This window comes from Devosia sp. P3_B2 (genome assembly GCF_056402875.1).
In genome coordinates this window covers 15,639-39,746 of sequence record NZ_JBFUGO010000002.1, presented here as the reverse complement: position 1 = coordinate 39,746, position 24,108 = coordinate 15,639, and the positions used below count along the sequence as shown (strand labels likewise).

The window sequence follows — 24,108 nt, the reverse complement described above, 5'->3', positions numbered from 1 at the left end:
AGCGCCCCTCCGATCACGCCATCCGCATCGCGGCAAAGGCCGGCGCTAACGCCGTGCCGTGGCCTGGTGGTTCGCGAGCGAGGTCGGCATGGTCGTGGGTATCTCCGTCAGACCCTCACGCCGCTGGAATTTCCACCTGCCACCGACTTTGACCAGCCTGTCGCGATGCCGCCCGAAGGCAGCGAGCGTCGGGCGGTCGTCCGCCAGGCGAACGATCATTGCCCAACTGACATTGGTCTCGGCGCTCTCGCCGATGAGCGTGACCAGCGGGTTGGAAATGATGTGGAACGTTCGGCCCCGCTCGCTGCTGAGCCCCCCTTCAAGCAGGCTGCGAATTGCACTCGGTCCCGTCGCGCGACCTAACGGCTCAAGGATCACTTCGCCGTCCTCGGCGAAGAGTGCCGCAAGCTTCGGCCAGTCCCGTTCATCTAGGTAATGTCCGTAGTCGGTGAAGAGGCGGTTGATCGCCTGCAAATCCTCGAGCCGTTCGAGGCGAATGGAGACGTCGGAATCGGAACGAATGGCCATAAAGCTCTCCTCAAGGGTGAACTGCCGCCATGGCGTGCGCCAGATGCGGTTCGATTGCGATGTTGGGGGAATGGTCGATCTGAGATCAGCAGGGCCGGCAAGCGGCATCGACCAAGAGTAGGTTGGCTCACCCTACCGCGCCCCGCAAGCGAATTGTGCCTGAGCCATCGCAGCCCGCCTCGTCAGCTCTCTTCCTGCAGCACTTGGACGCCCGCCAATGGCACCGCGGCAGGCGGCGGCAAGGTTGGGGTAGCAGCAGGTCGATGCCGCAGCGACAGGCCGAACAGCGGCCTCAATACAGCGACACGGCGCACGACCTCGTACCCGATGGCACATCCGGCGATCGTGCCCAGCACGATGACTGAGGCTTCCGCCCAGAGTGGCAGGCCCGCAGCCCAGACGCCGAGACAGACAATCAGGGTCTGGTGCAGGATGTAGTAGGGAAAGACCGCCTCGCTCAGGTAGCGCAAAGCAGGGCTAGTTCGATTGAGATGGCGCTGGGCGTACCCGAGCAGGGCCGCGATCGTGGCCCAGCAATAGGCGATCCTCACCAAGCTCTGAACCCCCTCCCAAAGGCCGATCGCCGGAGTTGATAGCGACGCTGCCAGTCGCACCGCGCCGAGTGTTAGCGCGAGTGCGAGGGCCTGGTGCCGTGCCCGATCGATGGCCTGCCAGAAGGGCGGGCTCTTGCCTGCGAGATAGCCGAATACCAGCATGGTCAGCGAGTTGGCGTGGTTGAACCAATCGTCCACGATCGCATCGGTCACCGGAAAGGCATCGCTCAGAAGCGCATCGTAGGCGACGAAAGGGACGACCGGCAGCAGCAGAAGGGGCACGCCGGTCCGGCCTGCATAGAGGCGGTCGAATGGGCGGCGCAGCCACTCCAGTACTGGCCTGAGCGGCGCGAGGAGCAGCGTGTAGAGCAGGATATAAACGACGTACCACAGGTGGTTGTATGTCGGGGTGATGATCGAGAACTCGAAGTCGAAATCAAGGTACTGCCACCAGAATGCGAGGTAGTCCGGCCCGATTTCCCCCTTGGCGAGGAGTTCGTAGTAAGCCTGCGGTGTCACGAAGACAAAAAAGCCGAAGAGGATCGGGATCCCCAGCCTTGCGAGCCGCTGCGGCAGCAGTCGGCGGGCCGGCAGCTTGTCCATAACGAACTTCAAAGCCACCCCCGAGATGAAGAACAGCAGCGGTAAGCGCCAGGGCGCGACGAGCCGCATGAGCGGCTCCAGGGCGTGCGAGACGAAGGGGCTCTTCACGTGCCAGTCCCAGGTCACGTAGAACATTCCGATGTGGTAGAAGATGAGAAAGCCGAAGGCGATGATGCGCAGCCAATCGATGTCGTAGCGGCGCATGTCGGGCGAGTGGGCGGGGGTCATGCCGGTCTCCTTGTGAGCGAGACCAGTAGGGCTAGGTGGGTAAGTCAGACCCGCCAATCGCCGAGGGACGAGTGCCGGCCCGGCGGGACGAGTGGCGGGCACCGGGGACGCGCGGCGGCGATGGGGGAGCAATGACGGAGCTTTCGGCAGAGCGCGCCGACGAACAAGCGATCGACCGCCGGGTATTGATGCGCGTCTGGGCCATCGCGTCGCTTTTCTTCACGGCAGTGGCCGTGATCAACGCGCTGACGCTGATTACCGAAGCCGAGCGGGCCGGCGTCCCATATGACGCGCATGAGCCTTGGATACTCGAGGGCAGCAGTATCATCGTCCTGTTTCTGCTCGTGCCGGCAGTGGCTTGGTTCGAGCGGCGCTTCCCGTTCGCGGCCGACAGCTGGCCGCGTGTGCTGGGTTGGCACCTGCTCGGAAGCATCATGTTTGCCGCGGCGCATATCGCAGGCCTGTGGCTGCTCCGGACGCTGGTCTTCGGCGCTCTTGGCCAGCCCTACACCTTTCTGGGCGAGCCGCTGACCGACATGCTCTACGAGTATCGCAAAGACCTGTTGCCCTACGCGGTCATCATCCTCTTCCTGTCACTCACCCGCGGGCTAGAACTGGCGAGGCGGGAGACTGCGGTGGCGCGCCGCGATGCCCGTGACACTGGCCAGCTCACGCTGAAATCCGGTGGGCGTACGGTTTTCCTGCATGCCACGTCGCTGGATTGGGCCGAGGCGGCAGGCAACTATGTCGAGATCCGTGCCAAGGGCGTCACCCACCTCGTACGCACCAGCCTTGCCGCGCTAGAACAGCAATTGGCCGAAGCGAGGGCGCCGGTGGCGCGCGTGCACCGCTCGCGCCTGATCAACCGCGAAAAGGTTCGCGAGGTAGTTCCCACCGGGGACGGCGATGTCATCATCCGCATGCTGGACGGAACGGAGTTACGAGGCTCGCGCCGGTATCGGGACGCGCTGAAATAGCAGCCGCCGGTCACGACCATCGGCTCGCGCGACTAGACACGAGTCTACCTGCTGCGTGGGCAGCAGCTGAGGCTTGTCTCTGACGGTGGACCGCCGGCGCCGCACCGGGGCAGGCTATTCCCACGAATCGAGCATCGTCTTGGACACGAAGTCGAGGTGCTCGTTCATCGCAGCGCGTGCGCCCTTTGAATCGGCTTTGACGATGCAATCCACGATGCGTTCGTGATCGGTGAGGATGTGCTCTCGCACCTCCTCGATATCGGCGAGATGCTGGTGGAAACGGCTGTCGACAGCTTCCGCTCTCATCGACCAGAGCTGATCGAGTACTTCTCGGAGTACGGAGTTTTGAGCGTAGTCCGCGATGGTCATGTGCAAGGCGCGGTCCGTTTCCGTCGACCACACGCCTTCGCTCGCTTCGGACCTCATCCGAGCTATGACTGCCTGCAACCGCTCTTTTCCCGCCACATCGATATTCTGGCAGGCGAGCGTCGTTGCCTCGGGCTCCAGCAGCCGTCGAACGGTCATGATCTCGATCGGAGAGCGGCTCTGTTCCGGCAAGCCTTTCTGGCTCTTTTTCAACTTGCGGACGAAGGCGCCAACTCCCACCCGTATTTCGACCAGGCCAGCCACCTCCAACGCGATCAGCGCTTCGCGCACCGTCGGCCGCGAGACCCCGAGGTTCGCGGCCAAGTCGCGCTCTGAGGGGAGCTGCTCTCCCGGTTTGACCTCGCCAGCCAGAATCTGGTCGCGAATCTGATCGGCGATCTGGATGTACAGTTTGCGATTTGAGACAGCCTCAAGCCTGATCATATCACCCCTACTGCCGCCGCCCTTTGCCTCTGATGCTAGCGAACTCGCGACGCATAGCAATCTATCCCAAGTTCGCCACTGGTCTAGCCACTTGACAGCTAGTCTGCCTTGCCATCTGATACGCCTAACACGGAAACGCGCCGCCTGGGAGGGGACAGTTGCGTACTGATGAGCAGGCGTCTCGACGCCTCCCCACCAATGACGACCCCTCGCTTCCGCTCGTCGAGATGAGCGGGATCGACAAGTCGTTCCCGGGCGTGCGAGCGCTGTCGGATGCCCAGTTTTCGCTCTTTGCCGGCGAGGTGCACGCCCTGATGGGCGAGAACGGCGCCGGCAAGTCGACGCTGATGAAGATTCTCTCGGGCATCTACCAGCGCGATGCCGGCGAGATCCGCGTCGATGGCAAGCCGGTGGAGATCGCCGGGCCGCGCGAGGCGCAAAAGCTCGGCATCGGCATCATCCATCAGGAACTGGCGCTGATGCGCGACCTGACGGCGGCGCAGAACATCTTCATCGGCCGCGAGCCGCGCAAGGGCCTGCTGCTCGACGAGCAAAAGCTCAATGCCGATGCGGCGGCCATCTTCAAATCAATGAACCTGGCGCTCGATCCGCGGGTCCCCGTCGAAAGCCTCACCATCGCGAAGCAGCAGATGGTCGAGATCGCCAAGGCACTGTCCTATCGCTCGCGCGTCCTCATCATGGATGAGCCAACCGCGGCGCTGACCGAAAGCGAAATCGCCGAGCTCTTCACCATCATTGCCCGGCTGAAGGCCGACGGCGTCGGTATCATCTACATCTCGCACAAGATGGACGAGATCAAACGCATCTCGGACCGGGTGACGGTGATGCGCGACGGCGAGCACGTGGGCACAGTTCCCGCCGCCGATACGCCGATCGAAACCATCATCTCGATGATGGTGGGGCGCAAGCTGACCGACGAGGCGCTGGTCATCCCCGACACCAGCAAGGCCGAGATCGCGCTCGAGGTCCGTGGTCTCCGCCGCGGTAAGGAAATCCGCGATGTCGGCTTCTCCGTGCGGAAGGGTGAAATCCTCGGTCTCGCCGGCCTGATGGGCGCCGGCCGCACCGAAGTCGCCCGCGCCATTTTCGGCGCCGACCCGGTCGAGGCGGGCGAAGTCCTTGTGCATGGCAAGAAGGTCGAGATCCGGCGCCCGCAGGACGCGGTGCGGGCCGGCATCGGTTATCTCTCCGAGGACCGCAAGCAGTTCGGCCTCGCCACCGGGCTCGACGTCCGCAACAATATCGCGCTGGCCTCGCTGTCGCGCTTCATCGGCCCCGGCGGCATCGTCCGCGATGGCGAGATGCGGCAGGTAGCCGAGCGCTTCATCAAGCAGCTGTCCATCAAGACCCCTTCGGACACGCAGGAGGCGCGCCTGCTCTCGGGCGGCAACCAGCAGAAGGTGGTCATCGCCAAATGGCTGCTGCGCGACTGCGAAATCCTGATCTTCGACGAGCCGACGCGCGGCATCGACGTCGGCGCCAAGTCCGAGATCTACAAGCTCCTGAATTCGCTCGCCGCACAGGGCCGGGCGATCATCGTTATCTCGTCCGAACTGCCCGAAATCCTGCGTCTCAGCCACCGCATCGCGGTGATGTGCGAGGGCCGGCTCACCGGCGTCCTGCCGGGCGGCGCCAGCCAGGAAGAGATCATGCGGCTCGCCACACAGCGCGAAAGCGCGATGGCGCCGGAACCGAACAGCAAGGTGGCATAATGGCGATGACCGAAACGGCAGCCAAACCCGGACTTCTCGCCAGCATTCGCGGCTCAGGCGCTTATCATAAGCTGCTGGCTTTTTCCGGCCTGCTGGCGCTGCTGGTCGTCTTCTCGCTGGCCTCGCCCAATTTCCTGCAGACGGCCAATATCCTCGCCATCCTGCAGGCGACCTCGGTCAACGGCGTGCTCGCCATCGCCGCGACGCTGGTGATCATCACCGGCGGCATCGACCTGAGCGTCGGCACGCTGATGACCTTCTGCGCGGTCGTCGCCGGCGTCGTCCTCACCTACTGGGGCCTGCCGCTACCGCTGGGCATCCTCGGCGCAATCCTTGCCGGCACCTTCAGCGGCCTCGTTTCTGGCACGGTGATCGCCAAGCTCAAGGTGCCGCCGTTCATCACCACGCTCGGCATGATGCTCATCCTCAAGGGCCTGTCGCTGGTGATCTCGGGCACCAAGCCGATCTATTTCAACTCAACGCCCGGCTTCAACCAGATCTCGCTCGGGTCGATCGTTGGTTCGGTCGTGCCGGTGATGCCCATTCCGAACGGCGTCTTGATCCTGTTTGTCGTGGCGGTCATCGCGAGCTTCGTCCTCACCCGCACCGCGCTCGGCCGCTACACCTTCGCGCTCGGTTCTAACGAAGAGGCAGTGCGCCTCTCGGGCGTCAATGTCGATCGCTGGAAGATCGCCGTCTACGCCTCCGCCGGCGCCGTCTGTGGCATTGCCGGCCTGCTCATCGCCTCGCGCCTCAACTCGGCGCAGCCGGCGCTCGGGCAGGGCTACGAACTCGACGCCATCGCAGCCGTGGTGATCGGCGGCACTTCGCTCTCGGGCGGCCGCGGCACCGTGCTCGGTACGCTGATCGGCGCGCTTATCATTTCGGTTCTCGCCAATGGCCTCCGCATCCTGTCGGTGGCGCAGGAATGGCAGACCGTGGTTACCGGCTCGATCATCATTCTGGCCGTCTATGCCGACATTCTGCGGCGCCGCAAACTTTAGGCGCCGGCTTTGCCTGCACCGACGCCAGGGTCGGTGCCAATAACGAAGACGGCGAACAACGCCGCCACGACAACGAAGTCAAACCGGGAGGACACCCATATGCTTAGACGTACTCTGCTCGGCGCCGTCGGCGCTCTTGCACTTCTCGCCACCGCTGTTGCGGCGCAGGCGCAGGAATATGACATTGCCCTGATCTCCAAGGGCTTCCAGCATCAGTTCTGGCAGGCCGTGAAGGCCGGTGCCGACAAGGCCGGCGCTGAATTCAACGCCAAGGTGACCTTCGAAGGTCCCGATACCGAAGCCCAGGTCGACAAGCAGATGGACATGCTGTCCGCGGCCATCGCCCGCAAGCCCTCGGCGATCGGCTTTGCCGCGCTCGACAGCCAGGCAGCGACCCCGCTGCTGCAGCAGGCCAAGGATGCCGGCATTCCGGTCATCGCCTTCGACTCCGGCGTCGATAGCGACATCCCGCTGACCACTGCCACCACTGACAACGTCGCCGCGGCCGCGCTGGCTGCCGACAAGATGGCTGAACTGATCGGCGGCGAAGGCAAGGTTGCCGTGGTTGCCCACGACCAGACCAGCCGCACTGGTATCGACCGCGTCAAGGGCTTCACCGAGCAGATCAAGGCAAAGTACCCCAAGATCGAAGTCGTCTCGGTGCAGTACGGTGCCGGCGACCAGCTGCAGTCGACCGAAATCACCAAGTCGATCCTGCTGGCCAACCCGGACCTCAAGGGCATCTTCGGCGCCAATGAAGGTTCGGCTCTCGGTGTGCTCAACGGCAAGAAGGAGCTCAGCTCCAACATCGTCGTGATCGGCTATGACTCGGGCGCTGCCCAGAAAGCCGCCATCCTCGATGGTTCGATGGCCGGCGCCATCACCCAGAACCCGGTCGGCATCGGTTACGAGACCGTCAAGGCTGCCATCGCGGCCCTGAAGGGCGAGACCTTGCCCAAGGTCATCGACACCGGCTTCTTCTGGTACGACAAGACCAACATGGACGCGCCGGAAATCGCCGCAGTTCTCTACGACTGATCTCTCCCGCCGGGCAGGCTCGCCTGCCCGGCACCCCTTTCATTTATCACTTTCCGGCTTGCTGCCATGACCAAGATCACCACGCTCAGCACCCACGACCTCCGCTTTCCGACGTCGGCCTCGCTCGACGGCTCGGATGCGATGAACCCCGATCCCGATTACTCCGCGGCCTATGTGGTGCTGGGTACCGACGGGCCGCTCGAAGGTCACGGCCTCACCTTCACTATCGGCCGCGGCAACGAGGTGGTGGTGGCAGCGATCGAGGCACTGCGCGAGCGCGTCATCGGCCTCGAACTCGACTGGATCGCGGAGAACCCCAGCCGCTTCTGGCGCCACGTGACCGGCGACAGCCAGCTGCGCTGGATCGGCCCCGACAAGGGCGCGATGCACCTCGCGACCGGCGCCGTGGTCAACGCCGTGTGGGACCTCCTCGCCAAGCGCGCCAACAAACCCGTCTGGCGCTACGTCGCCGAGATGACGCCCGAACAGCTCGTCTCGATCATCGACTTCCGCTATCTGACCGACGCCATCACGCCCGACGAGGCGCTCGCCATCTTCAGGAAGGCCGAAGCTGGCAAGGCTGAGCGCATCGCCGAACTCGAAGCGAACGGCTACCCCTGTTACACCACGTCCGCAGGCTGGCTCGGCTATTCGAACGAGAAGCTGACGCGGCTCGCCACCGAGGCGGTGGAGGCCGGTTTCTCGCATATCAAGATGAAGGTCGGCCGTGATCTGGCCGACGATATCCGCCGGCTCGAAATCGTCCGCTCGATCATGGGCCCTGACCGCTACCTGATGATCGACGCCAACCAGGTGTGGGAGGTCGACCAGGCAATCCATTGGGTCAACGAGCTCAAGCGCTTCAACCCCTATTTCATCGAGGAACCAACCAGCCCCGACGACGTCGAAGGTCACCGCAAGATCCGCGAAGCCATCGCCCCGGTGAAGGTGGCGACCGGCGAGATGTGCCAGAACCGCATCCTGTTCAAGCAGTTCATCACCCGCGGCGCCATCGACATCGTCCAGATCGACGCCTGCCGCATCGGCGGCCTCAACGAGGTGCTGTCGGTCCTCCTGATGGCCGCCAAATACGGCCTCCCGGTCTGGCCCCACGCCGGCGGCGTTGGCCTCTGCGAATACGTGCAGCACCTCTCGATGATCGACTACCTGGCCGTCTCGGGCACCAAGACGGGTCGGGTGATCGAGTATGTCGACCACCTGCACGAGCACTTCATCGATCCCTGCGTGATCGAGAAAGCTGCCTACATGCCGCCGAAGCTGCCGGGCTTCTCCATCGAGATGAAACCCGCCTCGATCGCGGAAAACTCATTCTCGAAGTGAACGCGCGCGCATTGGGCGCCTTCCGAAGTCAGGCGCTTGTGGCGGATGCTGCGAGCCCCCTGCCCTCTACCAGCGTCAGTTCGGTGCCGACCACTTGCCGCATGCTGTCAGCCGACCGAGCAGCGTCGCCGGCCTCAATTGCATCGACTAGCTCGGCGTGAACGGCGGTAACCGCCGCGCGCGTATCGTCATCGTCAATCGCCGCCGCAAGGGCCACGGTCAGCTCCACGAGGCCCAGGGCCGAACGGAGCAACTGGTTGCCGGACGCTTCGGCGATGATCCGGTGGATTTCGAGGTTGGCCAGCGCGTGAGACTCGACGCTGTCGGCGGCGATCTCCATCTGATGCACCCAGTATTTCATGAGACGGACGTGCTCGGCGGTGCGCTTCTGGCAGGCAAGCTCAGCCGCCCTGCTCTCGAGGGCGAGCCTGATGTCGAACAGCCCCTTATGGAACCCAGGGGCCGGCTCCGCCTCGAAGTGCCACGCGAGGACTTGCTGATCGAAGAAATTCCAATGCGTCTGAGGCGTGACGCGAGTGCCCACCTTGGGTCGTGCTTCCACGAGGCCCTTGGCCTCTAGCGTTCGCAGCGCCTCACGCAGCACCGTGCGGGACACACCGTAGCGCTCCATCATCACGGCGTCGCTCGGTAGGATCGAACCCACCGGAAACCTGCCCGTAACGATGCCCAGACCGATCTCGTTGATGACGAACGTGTGGTAGTTCCGCGCAGCCAGCCGCCCACCGATCGAGCGAATGAGACTGCCTGGTTCGCTCATGCTACGCTTTCTGGGGCGACTTATCTCCCCGTGCCGAGGCGGCGAATACGAGGCGCTGCAGCACGATGAAGAGGAACAGCAGCGCGCCGATGACGATCTTGGTCCACCAGCTCGAAAGGGTGCCGTCGAAGATGATGTAGGTCTGGACCAGGCCCAGCAGCATCACACCCACGAACGTGCCGAGCACGAAGCCATAGCCACCGGTCAACAGCGTGCCGCCGATAACCACCGCCCCGATCGCGTCGAGCTCGACCCCCGCCGCAGCCAGCGGATAACCCGCGGAGGTATATAGCGAGAATACGATTCCCGCCAAACTCGCGAGCACGCTCGACAGCATGTAGATCTGCACCGTCGTGCGGGCGACCGGCACGCCCATCAGCGAGGCCGAGGTGGTGTTGCCGCCCAGCGCGAAGACGTAGGAGCCGAACCGAGTCCGGTGCGCGAGGATCGCGCCGATCGCAAAAACAGCGACCATCAGCAGCCCGATGAAACTCAACCGCCCGCCACCCGGCAGCTTGAAATAGAGCGACGAGAGCAGGTCGTAGAACTCGTGGTTGATCGGCACGGAGTCCTGCGTGATCACCGAGGCGCCACCGCGCGCGAGGAACATGCCGGCGAGCGTCACGATGAAGGCCGGGACCTGCAGGTAATGCACCGCAAGCCCCATCAGCGCCCCGAAAGCCGCGGCCACCGCTATGGCGATGGCGAAGGCGACCAACGGATGCACACCGAACCAGCTGATCAGCACTGCAACGAGCACGCCGGTGAAGCCGATCACCGCGCCGACCGAGAGGTCGATGCCGCCCGAGAGGATGACGAAGGTCATGCCGACCGCGGTGATACCGAGGAAGGCATTGTCGGTCAGGAAATTACCGAGCACGCGGGTCGACAACATGCCCGGGAACTGGGCGACCGCGAGAGCGTAGGCGATGGCGAAGATGATGACCGTCGCAAGTAGCGGTCGGAGGCTGCGGTTCATCGGGCCGATCCCTTGGAAATGCGCTGCCGGTACCAGCCGACGGCGCGCCCGGCCAAGGGCGACTGGATGACGAGGATCAGGCTAATCATCCCGGCCTTCACAACGAGGTTGAACTCCGGCGGGAAGCCCGAAACGAGGATGCCGGTGTTCATCGCCTGGATGATCAGCGCGCCGATCACCGACATGACGAGCGAGAACCGGCCGCCGAGCAGCGAAGTGCCGCCGATGACCACGGCGAGGATGGCGTCGAGCTCGAGCCAGAGCCCCGCATTGTTGGCGTCGGCGCCGCGGATGTCGGCGGCGACGATGATACCGGCGATGCCGGCGCAGAAGCCGCTGAGCCCATAGACCATTAGCAGCAGCAACCGGCTGCGAATACCGGCGAGCGTCGCGGCCGAGCGGTTCACACCGACAGCCTCAATGAAGAGCCCGATGGCGGTCTTGCGCACCGCGAAGGTGACGATCACTAGCAGCGCGAAGGCGATCACCACTGGCATCGGCAGGCCGAGAAAGGAACCGGTGCCGACGAAGATCAGCGCCGGATCGGAAAAGGTGACGATCGAGCCTTCGGTGATGAGCTGCGCGAGGCCGCGGCCGGCAACCATCAGCACCAGTGTGGCGATGATCGGCTGGATGTCGAGCAAGGCGACAAGCACGCCGTTCCAAAGCCCGCACAGCAGGCCAACACCAAGTGCGGCGCCGATGGCAATGGGGACCGGGTAACCGTTGACGACGAGCGTCGCGGCCACCGCGCCGGTCATCGCCATCACCGCGCCCACCGAAAGATCGACGCCCTTGGTCGCAATCACCGCCGTCATGCCGATGGCGAGAATGGCCACCGGGGCGCCGCGGTTGAGCACGTCGATCAGGCTGCCGAACAGGCGCCCGTCCTGCCAGTCGATGCGGAAGAAACCGGGGAAGAGCAGCCAGTTGAGGATCAGCACGCCCGCGAGTGCGAGGGTCTGGGCGTTGATGAATCGGCCAAGCGCCAGGCTCTTCATGCTGCGGCCTCGTCGTTGTGCGCCGCGATCGCCTGGACGATGACGCCGGGATTGATGTTCGCGCCGCGAAGTTCTGCCACCATTTCCCGGTCCCGCATCACCACGATGCGTGACGAATAGGCCACCACTTCGTCGAGTTCGGACGAGATCACCACCAGCGCCAGCCCGTCGTCGCGCAGCCGGTTGATGGTGCGGACGATCTCGGCGTGGGCGCCCACGTCGATGCCGCGAGTAGGCTCGTCAAGGATCAGGAACGCCGGGTCGGTGGCGAGCCAGCGGGCGAGGATCACCTTCTGCTGGTTGCCACCCGAAAGCAGCTTCACCGGCATTTCGAGCGAGGCGGCACGGATGTCCATGGCTTCGCCGAACTTGCCGGCGAGCTCGAACTGCTCGTCACGGCTGAGGGCGCTGAACCAGCCCAGCTTGCCCTGCAGCGCGATGGCGATGTTCTCGCGCACGCTCAAATCGCCGAATATGCCCTGCGCCTTACGATCCTCGGGGCAGAAGCCGAACCCCTTGGCGATGGCGTCGCTGGGGTTGCGGATATCGACCCGCTTGCCGTTGATCGAGACCGAGCCTTCGTCGGCGGCGTCGATGCCGAACATGGCGCGCGCCATCTCGGTGCGGCCCGATCCGAGCAGCCCAGCAACGCCGATCACTTCGCCCTTGTGGATGGTCAGCGAAAACGGCTGCACGCTGCGCTTCCTGCCGTAGCCCTCATACTGGATGAGGACCTCGGTCGCGGGGCGCTCGGCTTCGATGCTGGTCGAACCGGAGAACGCCACGTCCTTGCCCAGCATCTTGCGAACGACGTCGGTACGGGTCAGCTCGTTGAGCGGGCGCGTCTCGACCAGCCGGCCGTTACGCAGGATCGTCACGCGATCAGCGACGGCAAAGACCTGGTCGAGGAAGTGGGTGATGAAGACGATGGCGAGCCCGTCTTTCTTGAGGCTCGTGATGACTTCGAACAGCCGCTCGACCTCGTTGCGGTCGAGGCTGGCGGTGGGTTCGTCGAGAATGAGGACCTTGCCCGAAAGCTGCACGGCGCGGGCGATGGCGACGATCTGCTGCACCGCCACCGAATGGCTGCCAAGCTCCGTCGCCGGGTCGATATTGAGGTCGTAGCGCTTGAGCAGGGTGCGCGCATCGCGCAGCATCTTGCGGCGGTCGACAAGCCCGAAGCGGATCGGCTGATGGCCGAGGAAAAGGTTCTCCGCCACCGACCGGTTCGGCAGCAGGTTCACTTCCTGGTACACCGTGCCGATGCCGAAGGACTGGGAATGCAGCGGGCTGTGAAGCGTCACCGGGGCGCCATCGACCAGCACTTCGCCACCGTCCGGCTTGTGCGCGCCGGTCAGGATCTTGATGAGGGTCGACTTACCGGCGCCGTTCTCGCCCAGGAGCGCATGCACCTCGCCCGGCAAGAGGCCGAAATCGACTGCGTCGAGCGCTGTGTGGTTTCCGAATACCTTGGAAACTCCACGCGCCTCCATTCTGAAGGCCGACTGCTGCACTTCACCCCCCGAGGTCGCGTGCCACCCGTGCTCCCGACATGGGCGACGCCTCGCCGGCCGGAGCCGGCGAGGCGCGATCTTTGCTTAGTAACCCAAACCCTTGCGGCTGTCATACTCGGCCTGCGGGTTGTCCGCGGGCGTGTAGAGCTTGGATTCGGTGATGATGAACTTCTCCGGCGTCGTGCCTTCGCCCAGATAGGCGGTGAGGGCGTCGAAGGCCGGGCCGGCCATGTTCGGGGTCAGTTCGACCGTAGCGTTGGCCTCACCGGCGACCATCGCCGCGAAGATATCCGGAACCGCGTCGATCGAGACGACGAGGATGTCGGTGCCCGGCTTCAGCCCTGCGTCCTTGATCGCCTGGATGGCGCCGACGGCCATGTCGTCATTGTGGGCATAGAGCGCGCAGATGCCCTTGCCGCCATTCTCGGCCTTCAGGAAGCCTTCCATGACTTCCTTGCCCTTGGAACGGGTGAAGTCGCCGGTCTGGCTGCGGACGATCGAGATGTTGGCATGGCCCGCAATGGCTTCCTCGAAGCCCTTCTTGCGGTTGATGGCCGGGGTCGAGCCGACGGTGCCCTGGAGCTCGACGACCTTGCAGTCCTTGTCGGCGACCTTGTCGACCAGCCACTGGCCGGCAACGCGACCTTCCTTCACCTGATCGGACGCAACCGAGGTCAGGTACAGGTCTTCGGGCGCATCAACGCCGCGATCGAGCAGCACGACCGGGATGTTGGCTTCCTTGGCTTCGGCCAGCACTTCGTCCCAGCCGGTGGCGACCACCGGAGCGACGAGGATGGCGTTCACGCCCTGTGCGATGAAGCCGCGGATCGCCTTGATCTGGTTTTCCTGCTTCTGCTGGGCGTCGGCAAACTTCAGGTCGATGCCGCGCTTTTCGGCCTCGAGCTTGGTCACCGAGGTCTCGGCAGCGCGCCAGCCGGATTCCGAGCCGATCTGCGAGAAACCGACCGTCAGGTCGGCCGCCAAGACGCCCGAGGTCAAAGCGGTAGCGATGCTCGCCGCGACGGCGAGCCGGGTAATGAATGTCACGATGTCCTCCCTTTGCGGCGAGGTGCTTTCACCTTCGCGGCAGGAGAGTCGGTACCATTAGTACTATTATATGTAAAGATGCTGTTCGAACCCTCGTTGGCAGGTATGGCAACCTCAGGCTGCCCTAGACTCTCCCACCATTTTGGCCGCTATCGTAGCCACAATCGTGGACGCTACCCGCAGCCGGGTTCTTCGCGTTCCCTCTTCTGGCCTAACGCGGCCCTAACACGGCATTGGCTAGGGAAGCCGATCGGCTTGAGGTGGTGGACCGGGTGCGCGTACTGGTTGTTGAGGACGAACGGCAGCTCGCGGACTCGATTGCCGAGGGGCTGCGGCTCCACGCCATGGCGGTGGATGTCGCCTATGACGGCGAGGCTGGCCTCGAGCGGGCGGAGGTCAACGCGTATGACGTCCTCGTCCTCGACCGCGATATTCCGCTCATTTCGGGCGACGAAGTCTGCGCCGCGCTGGTTCGATCCGAGTCACAGACCCGTATCCTGATGCTCACGGCGGCGACTGCCATCGCGGAGCGCGTTGCAGGTCTCGGGCTGGGGGCTGACGACTACCTGACCAAGCCGTTTGCATTTGCCGAGCTTGTCGCGCGCGTCCAGGCGCTTGGGCGGCGGGCGCGCCCCGCCATTCCGCCGGTCCTCGAACGGGCTGGCATCCGCCTGGATACGCACCGCCGCACAGTGCAGCGCGGCGACCGGCCGGTCGACCTGTCGCGCAAGGAATTCGCGGTGCTCGAGGAACTGATGCGGGCCGATGGCGGTGTCGTCTCCGCCGAGCAGCTTTTGGAGAAGGCCTGGGACGAACAGATCGATGCCTTCACCAACGTTGTCCGTTTCACGATGATGAACGTCCGGCGCAAACTCGGCGATCCCGCCGTGATCGAAACCGTCCAGGGCGTAGGATACCGCCTCAAATGAAGATCCTCGGCTTCCCTTGGACCATCCGCACGCGGCTGAGCCTCCTCTACGCCGGCGCGTTCTTGGTTGCGGGCGTGGCGCTCATCGTTGTCATCTACCTCTATCTGGGGCAGGTGCTCGACCGACAGTTCATCGTGCGGCTCAGGGATCTGGGCGCGCCGGGAGAACTGCCGCCGCCCGATATCATGGAAGAAACCAATCGGCTGCGGGTACTGGTCCAGCAGGGGCGGTTCAATACGCTCGATACGATGCTGGTGGTCTCTCTCGGATTGGTGGGCATCATGACGATCGTCGCCGGCATTATCGGCTGGCTGGTGGCGGGACAGGCGCTTCGGCCCCTCCGCGAGATCACCGCCACCGCACGCCGCGTCGCCGACCGGAGCCTTCATGAGCGCATCGCTCTTACCGGCCCCAAGGACGAAATCAAGGATCTCGCCGACACGCTCGACGAGATGCTCGAACGGCTCGATCGATCCTTCGACGGCCAGCGCCGGTTCGTCGCCAATGCCTCGCACGAACTCCGCACGCCGCTCACCATCACCCGCACGCTGATCGAGGTCGCCTTGCTCGATGCGGACGCCGACGCCGAGGTCAAGCAGCTCGGCACCACCCTCCTCGCCGTGAACCAGCGTCATGAGAAACTGACCGACGGCCTCCTGGCCCTCGCGAGCAGCGAACACCGGGCCGCGGATTTCCATCCGGTCGATCTCGGAGAGATCGCTGAACACACCGTCTCGGAGCTGCGCCCCATCGCTGACAAGGCCTGCGTCGTTCTCCAAACCGACCTTCGGCCGGGGATCATCATGGGCGACGCTTTCCTCCTCGAGCGGCTGATCCAGAACCTCATCGAAAACGGCATCCAGTATAACCTGCCCGCGAACGGCTGGGTCCGCGTCGCGACGGCGACGGCCGGGCACAGCGCCGAACTCGTCATCGAGAATACCGGCCCGATCGTGCCGGCCTACGAAGTCCCAAACCTCTTCGAGCCATTCCGCCGGCTCGCCGCGACCGAGCGGCTAGCCGGCGCTGCCCGTGGCACGATCGTCCGCGGGGCCGGGCTCGGTCTCTCCATTGTGCGCTCGGTCGCCCATACGCATGGCGGCGAAGTACAGGCGACGCCGCGCGAAGGCGGCGGGCTCATCGTCCGCGTGCGCATTCCGGCAGCTCGCGAGGCGGCCCTAACGGCCAGCTAATGCGCCGTTTTGTATCTCGTCACTCCCCAAGACGGAGACGTGACGATGATTGCCCCAAGACTCCTTCTCATCCTGCGCGCGGGCCTCACGGTCGCGGCCATCGCAACCTCTGCGGCCACTGCGGCGCAGCAGCCGCCGGCTGACCGCGAGGATGTGGCGCTCGCCTATTCCCAATGCATGCGCGACAACGGCTATGCCGAATTTCCCGACCCGACCGCCGACGGAAACATGCGGTTCCTGATCAACCCGGAAAGTGCACCGCGCTTCAAGGCCGCGGCGGCCGCCTGTCGCGATCTCGCTCCCGAAGGTCTTCGCGATCAAGGCATCACACCGGCGGATCTCGACGCTCTGCTGAAACTGTCCCAATGCGTGCGGGAGAACGGCCTGCCGGACTTCCCCGATCCGGACTCCGAAGGGCGGATCGACCCCAAAGGCGTCAGCGCCGGTCCGGACGATCCTCGGCTCAAGGCCGCGATGGAAGCTTGCCGCGACGCTGCCGGCGGCGCCCGGATCATTATCGGGGGATGATGCGCGCCCGTGCCATACTCACCGGCGGCGTGGTGGTTCTCGCCGCCGGTGCCGTCGCGGTCACCGGCCTCTTGTGGACGCAGCAGCCGCCACCATCTGCAGCACCCTCGGCAGTTCCGGCTGCGACGGCTGAAGTAATGCGCGGAACGCTCCTCGACACCAAGACCGTGACCGGCACCCTGGGCTATGGCGATCTAAGCTCGCTGCGGCCCAGTCTCGCCGGTGCCTCCGCCATGGTCACCTGGATCGCGCCCGTCGGCTCGAGCATCGAGCGGGGCAAGCCGCTCTACGCGCTCGACGGCCAGCCCGCGATCCTCTTTTACGGCTCGGCGCCCCAGCATCGGACGCTCCGTTTCGACCCGGACACCCCCTCTCCTGTCTGGGTCGAACTTGAAGAGGGCAAGATGGCAGTCGAGGCGGCCGAGCTGACCCTCCGCCTCGAAGAAGCGCGGCTCGCCGACGCCGAGGCTCGTGCGGCGGACGTCGACACACGGCTTCAAGACGCCCTCTCGTCCACCCCCGCCACGCCCGAGTTCATCCAGCTCGCCGGGGCCGTCAGCGCCGCGGAGGCCAAGCTCGGTCGCATCCGCGAACTTTCCGCCGCGGAGCTTGCACCCACCGCGGAAATCGCGACCGCCGAAGCCGAATTCGCCACCGCCCGCGCCAGCTTCGACGCAGCCATTCGCACGCTTCGCAGGGACCTCGCCACCGCCGGCCTCGATGCGGTGACAGCCCGCGTGGCCATCGCCGAAACCAAAGTGAAGCGCGACGATCTGCAAAGCGAACTTGCGGCGCTCGTCGCCCGTGCATCTGACAATGCCGACGTCGAGCAGCTTGCTGAAAATCTCGCAGCCCTGGGCTATACGGGAGCGCTCCCCGAGCGGGTTCGCGCGTGGCAGAAGTCGGCCGGTCTTCCTGTCACCGGCACCGTGGACCCCGGCCAACTGGTGGTCGCCGAAGGTCCCGTGCACATCGCCGCGCACACCGCCGGCATCGGCGAGACACTGATCGAGTCCTCAGCCGACCGCGGCTCCCTCGTCACCTATTCCAGCACCGAGAAGCTGGTTGCCGTCCCGCTCGCGGTGGGTGACCAGGCGCTGGCTGCCGTCGGCCGGGCCGTCACCGTGACGTTGCCCGACGACACCGAGGTCGACGGGATTATCTCCGAGGTCGGGTCGGTGGTGACGGACGGTGCCATCGAGGTGACCATCGCGATCGCCGATCAGGCCGCGCTCGGCGGGCTCGAAGTTGCCTCTGTCGACGTCGAGTTCGTGAGCGACAGCCGCAACGATGTGCTCTCGGTGCCGATCGCAGCGCTCCTCGCGCGTCCGGAAGGCGGCTTTGCCATCGAACTGGTGACCGATAGAGCCAGCGCCCTCGTCCCCGTCGATACCGGACTCTTCGCGGCCGGGAGGGTCGAGGTGACCGGAGAGGGCATCGCCGAAGGCATGCGGGTTGGAGTGCCCGGATGAAGGACCCCATCGTCTCGCTGCGCAACGTCTCGCGGGCATTCGCCGGCGGCGTCTTCGCCCTGCGCGATGTCAGCCTCGAGATCGGCCGCGGCGAGCTTGTCGCCATTGTCGGTCCCTCAGGCTCGGGCAAGTCGACGATGCTCAACATCATCGGCACGCTCGACCGTGCTAGCGCGGGCCAGGTCGAGATCGACGGGCTCGATGTGTCAGAGCACGGAGACGACGACCTGTCTGCATTGCGTGCGCGCCGTATCGGCTTCGTGTTCCAACACTTCCACCTGTCATCCGGCGTTTCGGCGCTCGACAATGTCGCGGACGGCCTCCTCTACACCGGCGTTGGGCTGAGCGAGCGTCGCGAGCGGGCAGAGGCGGCCTTGCGCCAGGTCGGCCTCGGTCATCGGCTCGGCCATCGCCCCCACCAGCTGTCCGGAGGGGAAAAGCAGCGGACGGCAATCGCACGCGCGCTGGTGCGCCGCCCGATGCTGCTGCTTGCCGACGAGCCGACGGGCGCGCTCGACAGCGCCTCGGGTGACGGTGTGGTGCAGTTGCTGCTTGATCTGCACGGGGAGGGCACCGCAGTGATCGTGATCACCCATGACCGTGAGCTCGCGGCGCGCTTCGACCGGCAGGCATCGATTCATGACGGGCAATTGGTCGACGACCGAAACCGGGTGCGACGTGACCACTGTTGAGCCGGCAAGGCTGCTGGCCCCCGATGTCGTGCGGCTCGCAGTGTACGGGCTGCGGGCTCGACCGCTCCGGGTCGTGCTCTCGGCGCTTGGTATCGCCATCGGCATCGCAGCGATGATCGCGGTGGTCGGAATCTCCACCTCGAGCCGCGCCCAGTTGAACCAGCTGCTTTCGGAGCTTGGCACCAATCTCCTGAGCGCCGGCCCGGGCACCTCGATGTTCGGCGAAGCCGCGACGATGCCATCGGAGTCGATTGCGATGATCGGACGCATCGCTGAGGTCGAGGCCGTGAGCGCCATCGGTCAACTTGCGGATGCAAAGGTCTATCGGAGCGACCGCATCCCCGAGACGCAGTCAGGCGGGATGGCCGTGTTTGCCGCCCGCCTCGACCTGCTCGAGACGGTTGGCGCACGGATCGCCGGTGGTGCGTGGCTCAACGAGGCTACTGCAGAGTACCCGACCGTTGTCCTCGGGGCCCGCGCTGCCACGCGCCTCGGCATCGGCAACAATCTTATCGGCCAGCCGATCTGGCTCGGCGGCCGCTGGTTCACCGTGGTCGGGATCCTCGAGCCGGTGTCGCTCGTGCCGTCACTTGACCTTTGCGCGCTGATCGGCTGGCCGGCCGGTGAGCGTTACCTCGACTTCGAGGGCGACATTACCACCCTGTATGTTCGTACCGACCCTGCAGCAGTCGAGGCGGTACACGATCTCCTCGCGAGCACCGCCAATCCCGAGCAGCCGAACGAAGTCGACGTGTCTCGCCCTTCCGATGCCCTCGCAGCAGAAGCCGCGGCGGACATCGCTTTCACCGGCCTTCTCCTCGGCCTCGGCGCCGTGGCGCTGCTCGTCGGTGGCATTGGTGTCGCCAACACGATGGTGATCTCCGTGCTCGAGCGGCGTGCCGAGATTGGCCTCCGGCGCTCGCAGGGGGCAACGCGGGGTCACATCCGCATCCAGTTCTTCGGCGAGGCGCTGCTGCTGGCGCTGCTCGGCGGCGGCAGCGGCATCGTGATCGGCTGGCTGGTGACGGTTGGCTATGCGCAGCTACAAGGCTGGCCAGTCGACATCCCCCTCTGGGTCGCCGCCGGCGGCATCGGCGCAACGCTGCTCATCGGCGGCATCGCCGGCCTCTACCCCGCCATCCGAGCCGCCCGCCTTGCCCCGACCGAGGCGCTGAGCGCGGGTTAGCACCAGAGCGGACGTTGAGGCCAAGCCATCGAGCTCTCACGTTTCCGAACTCACCCCATCCATCTCGATTACTCCCTTGATCAGCCCTTGCTTCTGCGTTGCCCAGGTCGGGATGTTGCGGGCTGCGTCTGCGAGCGTCGTCCGATGGGTGATCAACCGCTCGACCGGTATCCGACCGTTCCGAATGGCATGCATGACCCGCTCGAAATCCTCCGACGTGGCGTTGCGGCTGCCCAGGAGAGACATTTCCTTGCGGTGAAAGTCCGGGTCCGCAAATGTGATGGTCTCCCGGACCACGCTGACCAGCACGTAGGTCCCGCCATGGGCGACGAAGTCGAAGCCCTTTTGCATCGAGGCCGCGTTCCCGGTGGCGTCGAAGACAAGGTCGTAGCCTTCCCCGGCGGTCAGCGATGCCGCTGCCTCGAGTACCCCCTCCCCTCCCTGGAGCGGTGATGCGCCGGCGATCTCCCGTGCTACTGCCAGCCGTGAAGGATCGAGGTCCATGACTGTGACAGCGACACCCGAGATTGCCGAGAACAGGCTGAGACCGAGGCCGATCGGACCAGCCCCAATCACCAATCCACGCTGACCGGCCTTCGCTCCCGAACGACGGACGGCATGTGCGCCGATGGCCAGGAACTCGACCGCCGCACAGGCATCGATGCTCAACCCTTCGGTAGCAATCAGGTTAGCCGCCGGCAGCGATAGCAGCGACGCCATTCCGCCGTCCCGGTGGACGCCAAGCACCGAGATGCGCACGCAGCAATTGGGCTTGCCGGCCCGGCAGGCGACACAGATGCCGCACGAAAGGTATGGATTGACGACGCAGACTTGGCCGGCGCGAAAACCCGACCCCGGCGGCGCCTCCAGCACCTCCACCGCGAGTTCGTGTCCCATGACCCGCGGATACGCGAGAAACGGGTGCTTGCCTTCGTAGATGTGATAGTCCGTGCCGCAAATGCCGACCCTGAGCGGTCGAACCAGCACGTCCTCCTCGCCGCGCGGCGGCGCCGGCCGGCTCTCGAGCTCCAGCACTCCGGGTTCGCGACAGACCAGCGCCTGCATATCAACTGCTTCCGTTTGTAGAAGATCGGCTGGAACAGCGAGGGTCGGAACTGGGGAGAACCAGGTTCCGACCCTCGCCGCGGGTCACTGGAACTGGGCCATGTTGTCCTTGGTTACCAGTGCCGCACCCGAGTCGATGAGGGATGGGACCTCACCGCCGCGGATAGCCTTGACGAGGGCATCGACGCCGAGTTCGGCCATCTTGGTCGGGAACTGCGCGACCGTGGCGTCCTCGATATCCGCCGTCAGGGCTTCCGCCTCTCCGCAGCAGAAGTCGAAGCCCACCAGCACGATCGCGTCGCTTGCGATGCCGGCGTTCTTGATTGCCTGCGCGGCTCCTGCGGCTGGAGGGCCGCAGGCAGCATAAATCGCCTTCAGATCCGGATTGGCGGTCAGCAGATCCTGGGCCACGTTGATCCCCAGTTCTTCCGTGCAGTTGGTGCCGCCACGCCCGACGATATTGACCTCGACGCCCTTGAGGCCCTCGAGCATGCCGTTGACACGATCGTCCAGGGCCGGGACCCCGGGAACGCCCTCCAGGATGCCCAGTGTGTCGCCGTTCTTGAGCACTGTCTTCAGGTACTGGCCGGCGATCACGCCCGCGGCGTAGTTGTCGGTGGTGGCAAGCGACGTGCGGCCCTTCCAGTCCGGGATGTTGTTGTCCATCAGAACAATCTTCACGCCCTGAGCGATGGCCTTGTCGAGCGCCGGTGCCACCGTGGGATCGACTGGGGTCAGGGCGATGCCCTGCACGCCCTGCGTCACCATCGACTCGATCTGGGCGATCTGGCCCTCGATGTCGGTGGCCGATGTTCCTTGGCCGTAGATGATCTCGACGCCTGGATTGGCCTCGGCGTAGGCCTTGGCTGCATTCTCCATGGTGGCGAAGAACGGCACCGGGAACTTGGTGATGAACCCGATCTTCACGTTATCCGCCGCTGCGACCGGTCCGCAGGTCGCGGCAGCGATCGCCAATCCTCCCAGTAGTAGTTTGAGCTTCATTGGTCTTCCTCCCTTCGGACCGCCTCGGTTGAAGCGCTCCCTCCACTCGATCCCCTCGGATCGATCCCCTAGGCCTCGGCTCCGACGATGAGTGAGACCAGTTCGTGCTGATTGGCTTTGCTGGGCTTGAGCTCCCCGACCTTGCGCCCCTGCCGCAGCACGACGGCGCGGTCGGCAAGCTCGATGACATGTTCCATGTTGTGGGTGATGAGGATCACGGCGTTACCCTCGTCGCGGAGTTGCGCGATCAGGTCGAGAACCTTGCGCGCTTCCCTGAGGCCGAGCGCGGCGGTCGGCTCGTCGAGGATCACGACCTTGCGGGCGAACACCGTCGCCCTTGCCACCGCGATCGCCTGGCGCTGGCCACCGGACATGAGCGCTACCGGCGCGTCGAACCTCGGCAGCCGCACCTTGAGCCGGTCGATCACCGACGCCGCCTGGCGATCCATCTCCCGCGTGCTCAGGAGCCTCAGGCCGCGCGGCAGCCAGCTCGGGAACGAGAGTTCCCGTCCGCAGTAGAAGTTCTGCGCCGGGGTCAGGTTGTCGAACAGCGCGAGGTCCTGGTAGACGGTCTCGATGCCCGCCCGGCGGGCCGCCGCCGGGTTGCGGATCGCTGTCGGCTCGCCATCGAGCAGGATCGCGCCCCCATCCAGCGCGTGCACACCGCTGATGCATTTCACCAGGGTGGACTTGCCCGCCCCGTTGTCGCCGAGGAGCGCCAGCACTTCGCCGCGGTAGGCCTCGATGCTCACGCTCTTGAGTGCGTGCACGGCGCCGAAGCGTTTCTCGGCATGGTTCACGGAAAGAACCGGCGAGGCGGACGTGGCGGCGCTCATGACGCCCTCCCCGACTGCATGACGCGCACCCGCGCTTCCAGGTGATTGCGCAGCACGTCCGCCTCGACCGCCACCACGATGATCGCCCCGATTGCGATCATCTGGAAGAACACGTCGACATTGAGCAGGTTGAGGGCGTTGCGGATGACGCCGATCATCACCGCGCCGACAAGGGCGTGACCGATATGGCCGCGTCCTCCGAGAAAACTCGCGCCTCCAATGATCACTGCCGCGATGGTGTCGAGCTCGAGCAGGTTGCCGTAAAGCGGCGAGCCCGCCTCGGTACGGCCGGCAAGAACTATGGCGCCGATACCCGCGCATAGACCCGAGATGACATAGACAGAGACGAGCACCCATTTGACCGGGATGCCCATCTGCACGGCCGCTTCGGGCTTGCCGCCCACCGCGTAGATCCAGCGCCCCCAGACCATGGCCCGGGCTATGAAGAGTGCGGCAGCAGCGACGCCGAGGACCACAAAGAAGGAATTGGGGATGCCCAGGGTCGAGCCGCCGCCGATCGCCGCGATCGCCGCCGGCATGCCGCGCATGGTGGTGTGGCCGATCGCCAGTTCCAGCGCGAGGCCACGCGCGATGCTCAGCGTCGCCAGGGTAATGATGAAGGGATGGGGCAGCCGGCCGAAGACATAGACGAGCCCATTCACGGCCCCCACGAGCGCCCCGCTCAGAAGCATCGCCGCCATGACCAAGGGCGCAGAGTCGGCAACTCGGAAAGCGAGCCCGCCGATCACCGTTGCCAGCGCGAGGTTGGCGCCCACCGAAAGATCGATACCGCGTGTGAGGACGACGAGATGCTGCCCGATGGCGACGATCGCGATTACGGCGGTCTGGGCAACGATGTTCCCAATGTTCACCGGCTTCAGGAAGTTGGGGGTCGCCAAGCTGATGACAACCACGAGAACCGCAAGAATAAGCACCGGGCCAAAACCCAGCAGCTTCAGCGCGATGGCGAGAGCTGAACCTTCAGCCGCCGACCGGGCACGTACCTCAGCCGTATCTGCGCGCGGCCCCTCTTCCACGAGCACAGTCCCCTCCCGTATGTTCATTATGTA

At 65.0% G+C, this 24,108-nt stretch carries 23 protein-coding genes; 11 read left to right on the top strand and 12 right to left on the bottom strand.

Annotated elements, in window-relative coordinates; all coding sequences use genetic code 11:
* Positions 1 to 45: 45 nt before the first annotated feature.
* Positions 46 to 528, bottom strand: coding sequence for a nuclear transport factor 2 family protein (locus tag AC1DV8_RS02895; RefSeq protein WP_477156409.1), 483 nt, complete (start codon positions 526 to 528; stop codon positions 46 to 48).
* A 182-nt stretch (positions 529 to 710) separates the two neighbouring features.
* A complete protein-coding gene (locus AC1DV8_RS02890; RefSeq protein WP_477156408.1) occupies positions 711 to 1,913 on the bottom strand; it encodes an acyltransferase family protein in 1,203 nt (400 codons plus the stop codon).
* A gap of 131 nt (positions 1,914 to 2,044) precedes the next feature.
* Between AC1DV8_RS02890 and AC1DV8_RS02885 the strand changes: the two genes are divergently transcribed.
* The gene (locus AC1DV8_RS02885; RefSeq protein WP_477156407.1) at positions 2,045 to 2,890 is read left to right on the top strand and encodes a LytTR family DNA-binding domain-containing protein; all 846 of its coding nucleotides are present in this window, start codon (positions 2,045 to 2,047) and stop codon (positions 2,888 to 2,890) included.
* A 114-nt stretch (positions 2,891 to 3,004) separates the two neighbouring features.
* On the opposite strand, the gene AC1DV8_RS02880 is transcribed toward AC1DV8_RS02885, so the two are convergent.
* Complete coding sequence (locus AC1DV8_RS02880; RefSeq protein ID WP_477156406.1) at positions 3,005 to 3,700, bottom strand: FadR/GntR family transcriptional regulator; 696 nt, start codon at positions 3,698 to 3,700, stop codon at positions 3,005 to 3,007.
* 227 nt (positions 3,701 to 3,927) lie between these two features.
* On the opposite strand from AC1DV8_RS02880, the gene AC1DV8_RS02875 reads away from it, so the two are divergent.
* From AC1DV8_RS02875 to AC1DV8_RS02860, 4 genes are all read left to right on the top strand, one after another.
* Positions 3,928 to 5,433: a sugar ABC transporter ATP-binding protein gene (locus AC1DV8_RS02875; RefSeq protein ID WP_477156750.1), complete on the top strand. Its 1,506-nt coding sequence runs from the start codon at positions 3,928 to 3,930 to the stop codon at positions 5,431 to 5,433.
* Positions 5,433 to 6,437, top strand: coding sequence for an ABC transporter permease (locus tag AC1DV8_RS02870; RefSeq protein ID WP_477156405.1), 1,005 nt, complete (start codon positions 5,433 to 5,435; stop codon positions 6,435 to 6,437). The genes AC1DV8_RS02875 and AC1DV8_RS02870 overlap by 1 nt, the downstream gene beginning before the upstream one ends.
* A 99-nt stretch (positions 6,438 to 6,536) precedes the next feature.
* Positions 6,537 to 7,475 carry a substrate-binding domain-containing protein gene (locus AC1DV8_RS02865; protein WP_477156404.1) on the top strand — a complete coding sequence of 313 codons (939 nt, stop codon included), beginning with the start codon at positions 6,537 to 6,539 and terminating at the stop codon, positions 7,473 to 7,475.
* A 66-nt stretch (positions 7,476 to 7,541) separates the two neighbouring features.
* Complete coding sequence (locus AC1DV8_RS02860; protein WP_477156403.1) at positions 7,542 to 8,816, top strand: L-fuconate dehydratase; 1,275 nt, start codon at positions 7,542 to 7,544, stop codon at positions 8,814 to 8,816.
* 28 nt (positions 8,817 to 8,844) lie between these two features.
* Here AC1DV8_RS02860 and AC1DV8_RS02855 read toward each other — a convergent pair whose 3' ends face one another.
* From AC1DV8_RS02855 to ytfQ, 5 genes are all read right to left on the bottom strand, one after another.
* A complete protein-coding gene (locus AC1DV8_RS02855) occupies positions 8,845 to 9,594 on the bottom strand; it encodes a FadR/GntR family transcriptional regulator (protein WP_477156402.1) in 750 nt (249 codons plus the stop codon).
* 1 nt (position 9,595) lies between these two features.
* Entirely contained in the window at positions 9,596 to 10,573 is a 978-nt protein-coding gene (gene yjfF, locus AC1DV8_RS02850) for a galactofuranose ABC transporter, permease protein YjfF (RefSeq protein WP_477148536.1), read from the bottom strand.
* The gene (locus tag AC1DV8_RS02845) at positions 10,570 to 11,574 is read right to left on the bottom strand and encodes an ABC transporter permease (protein ID WP_477156401.1); all 1,005 of its coding nucleotides are present in this window, start codon (positions 11,572 to 11,574) and stop codon (positions 10,570 to 10,572) included. Before AC1DV8_RS02845 ends, yjfF begins: the two co-directional genes overlap by 4 nt.
* Positions 11,571 to 13,067, bottom strand: a complete 1,497-nt coding sequence (locus AC1DV8_RS02840) for a sugar ABC transporter ATP-binding protein (RefSeq protein WP_477156749.1) — start codon at positions 13,065 to 13,067, stop codon at positions 11,571 to 11,573. The genes AC1DV8_RS02845 and AC1DV8_RS02840 overlap by 4 nt, the downstream gene beginning before the upstream one ends.
* Positions 13,068 to 13,172: 105 nt before the next feature.
* Positions 13,173 to 14,135 carry a galactofuranose ABC transporter, galactofuranose-binding protein YtfQ gene (gene ytfQ / locus AC1DV8_RS02835; protein WP_477148534.1) on the bottom strand — a complete coding sequence of 321 codons (963 nt, stop codon included), beginning with the start codon at positions 14,133 to 14,135 and terminating at the stop codon, positions 13,173 to 13,175.
* Positions 14,136 to 14,368: 233 nt separating this feature from the next.
* On the opposite strand from ytfQ, the gene AC1DV8_RS02830 reads away from it, so the two are divergent.
* Genes AC1DV8_RS02830 through AC1DV8_RS02805 form a run of 6 tightly spaced genes read left to right on the top strand, consistent with a single transcriptional unit; the run spans position 14,369 to position 20,135 of the window.
* Positions 14,369 to 15,064: a response regulator transcription factor gene (locus AC1DV8_RS02830; RefSeq protein WP_477156400.1), complete on the top strand. Its 696-nt coding sequence runs from the start codon at positions 14,369 to 14,371 to the stop codon at positions 15,062 to 15,064.
* Complete coding sequence (locus AC1DV8_RS02825) at positions 15,061 to 16,257, top strand: sensor histidine kinase (protein WP_477156399.1); 1,197 nt, start codon at positions 15,061 to 15,063, stop codon at positions 16,255 to 16,257. The genes AC1DV8_RS02830 and AC1DV8_RS02825 overlap by 4 nt, the downstream gene beginning before the upstream one ends.
* Before the next feature lie 39 nt (positions 16,258 to 16,296).
* Positions 16,297 to 16,785 (top strand): hypothetical protein, encoded by a 489-nt coding sequence (locus tag AC1DV8_RS02820; RefSeq protein WP_477156398.1) that lies wholly within the window; start codon positions 16,297 to 16,299, stop codon positions 16,783 to 16,785.
* Positions 16,782 to 18,257 (top strand): efflux RND transporter periplasmic adaptor subunit, encoded by a 1,476-nt coding sequence (locus tag AC1DV8_RS02815; RefSeq protein WP_477156397.1) that lies wholly within the window; start codon positions 16,782 to 16,784, stop codon positions 18,255 to 18,257. The genes AC1DV8_RS02820 and AC1DV8_RS02815 overlap by 4 nt, the downstream gene beginning before the upstream one ends.
* The gene (locus AC1DV8_RS02810) at positions 18,254 to 18,949 is read left to right on the top strand and encodes an ABC transporter ATP-binding protein (protein WP_477156396.1); all 696 of its coding nucleotides are present in this window, start codon (positions 18,254 to 18,256) and stop codon (positions 18,947 to 18,949) included. The genes AC1DV8_RS02815 and AC1DV8_RS02810 overlap by 4 nt, the downstream gene beginning before the upstream one ends.
* On the top strand, positions 18,936 to 20,135 hold the full coding sequence (locus tag AC1DV8_RS02805; protein ID WP_477156395.1) for an ABC transporter permease: 1,200 nt from the start codon (positions 18,936 to 18,938) through the stop codon (positions 20,133 to 20,135). The genes AC1DV8_RS02810 and AC1DV8_RS02805 overlap by 14 nt, the downstream gene beginning before the upstream one ends.
* A gap of 36 nt (positions 20,136 to 20,171) precedes the next feature.
* Here the strand turns inward: AC1DV8_RS02805 and AC1DV8_RS02800 are convergent, their stop codons facing one another.
* The 4 genes from AC1DV8_RS02800 to AC1DV8_RS02785 all read right to left on the bottom strand — a co-directional run bounded on the left by AC1DV8_RS02800 (position 20,172) and on the right by AC1DV8_RS02785 (position 24,081).
* Complete coding sequence (locus tag AC1DV8_RS02800; protein WP_477156394.1) at positions 20,172 to 21,200, bottom strand: zinc-binding alcohol dehydrogenase family protein; 1,029 nt, start codon at positions 21,198 to 21,200, stop codon at positions 20,172 to 20,174.
* Between the two features lie 84 nt (positions 21,201 to 21,284).
* The gene (locus AC1DV8_RS02795) at positions 21,285 to 22,202 is read right to left on the bottom strand and encodes a sugar ABC transporter substrate-binding protein (protein WP_477148526.1); all 918 of its coding nucleotides are present in this window, start codon (positions 22,200 to 22,202) and stop codon (positions 21,285 to 21,287) included.
* A gap of 68 nt (positions 22,203 to 22,270) precedes the next feature.
* On the bottom strand, positions 22,271 to 23,038 hold the full coding sequence (locus tag AC1DV8_RS02790; RefSeq protein WP_477148525.1) for an ATP-binding cassette domain-containing protein: 768 nt from the start codon (positions 23,036 to 23,038) through the stop codon (positions 22,271 to 22,273).
* The gene (locus AC1DV8_RS02785; RefSeq protein ID WP_477156393.1) at positions 23,035 to 24,081 is read right to left on the bottom strand and encodes an ABC transporter permease; all 1,047 of its coding nucleotides are present in this window, start codon (positions 24,079 to 24,081) and stop codon (positions 23,035 to 23,037) included. Before AC1DV8_RS02785 ends, AC1DV8_RS02790 begins: the two co-directional genes overlap by 4 nt.
* Between the last annotated feature and the right edge of the window lie 27 nt (positions 24,082 to 24,108).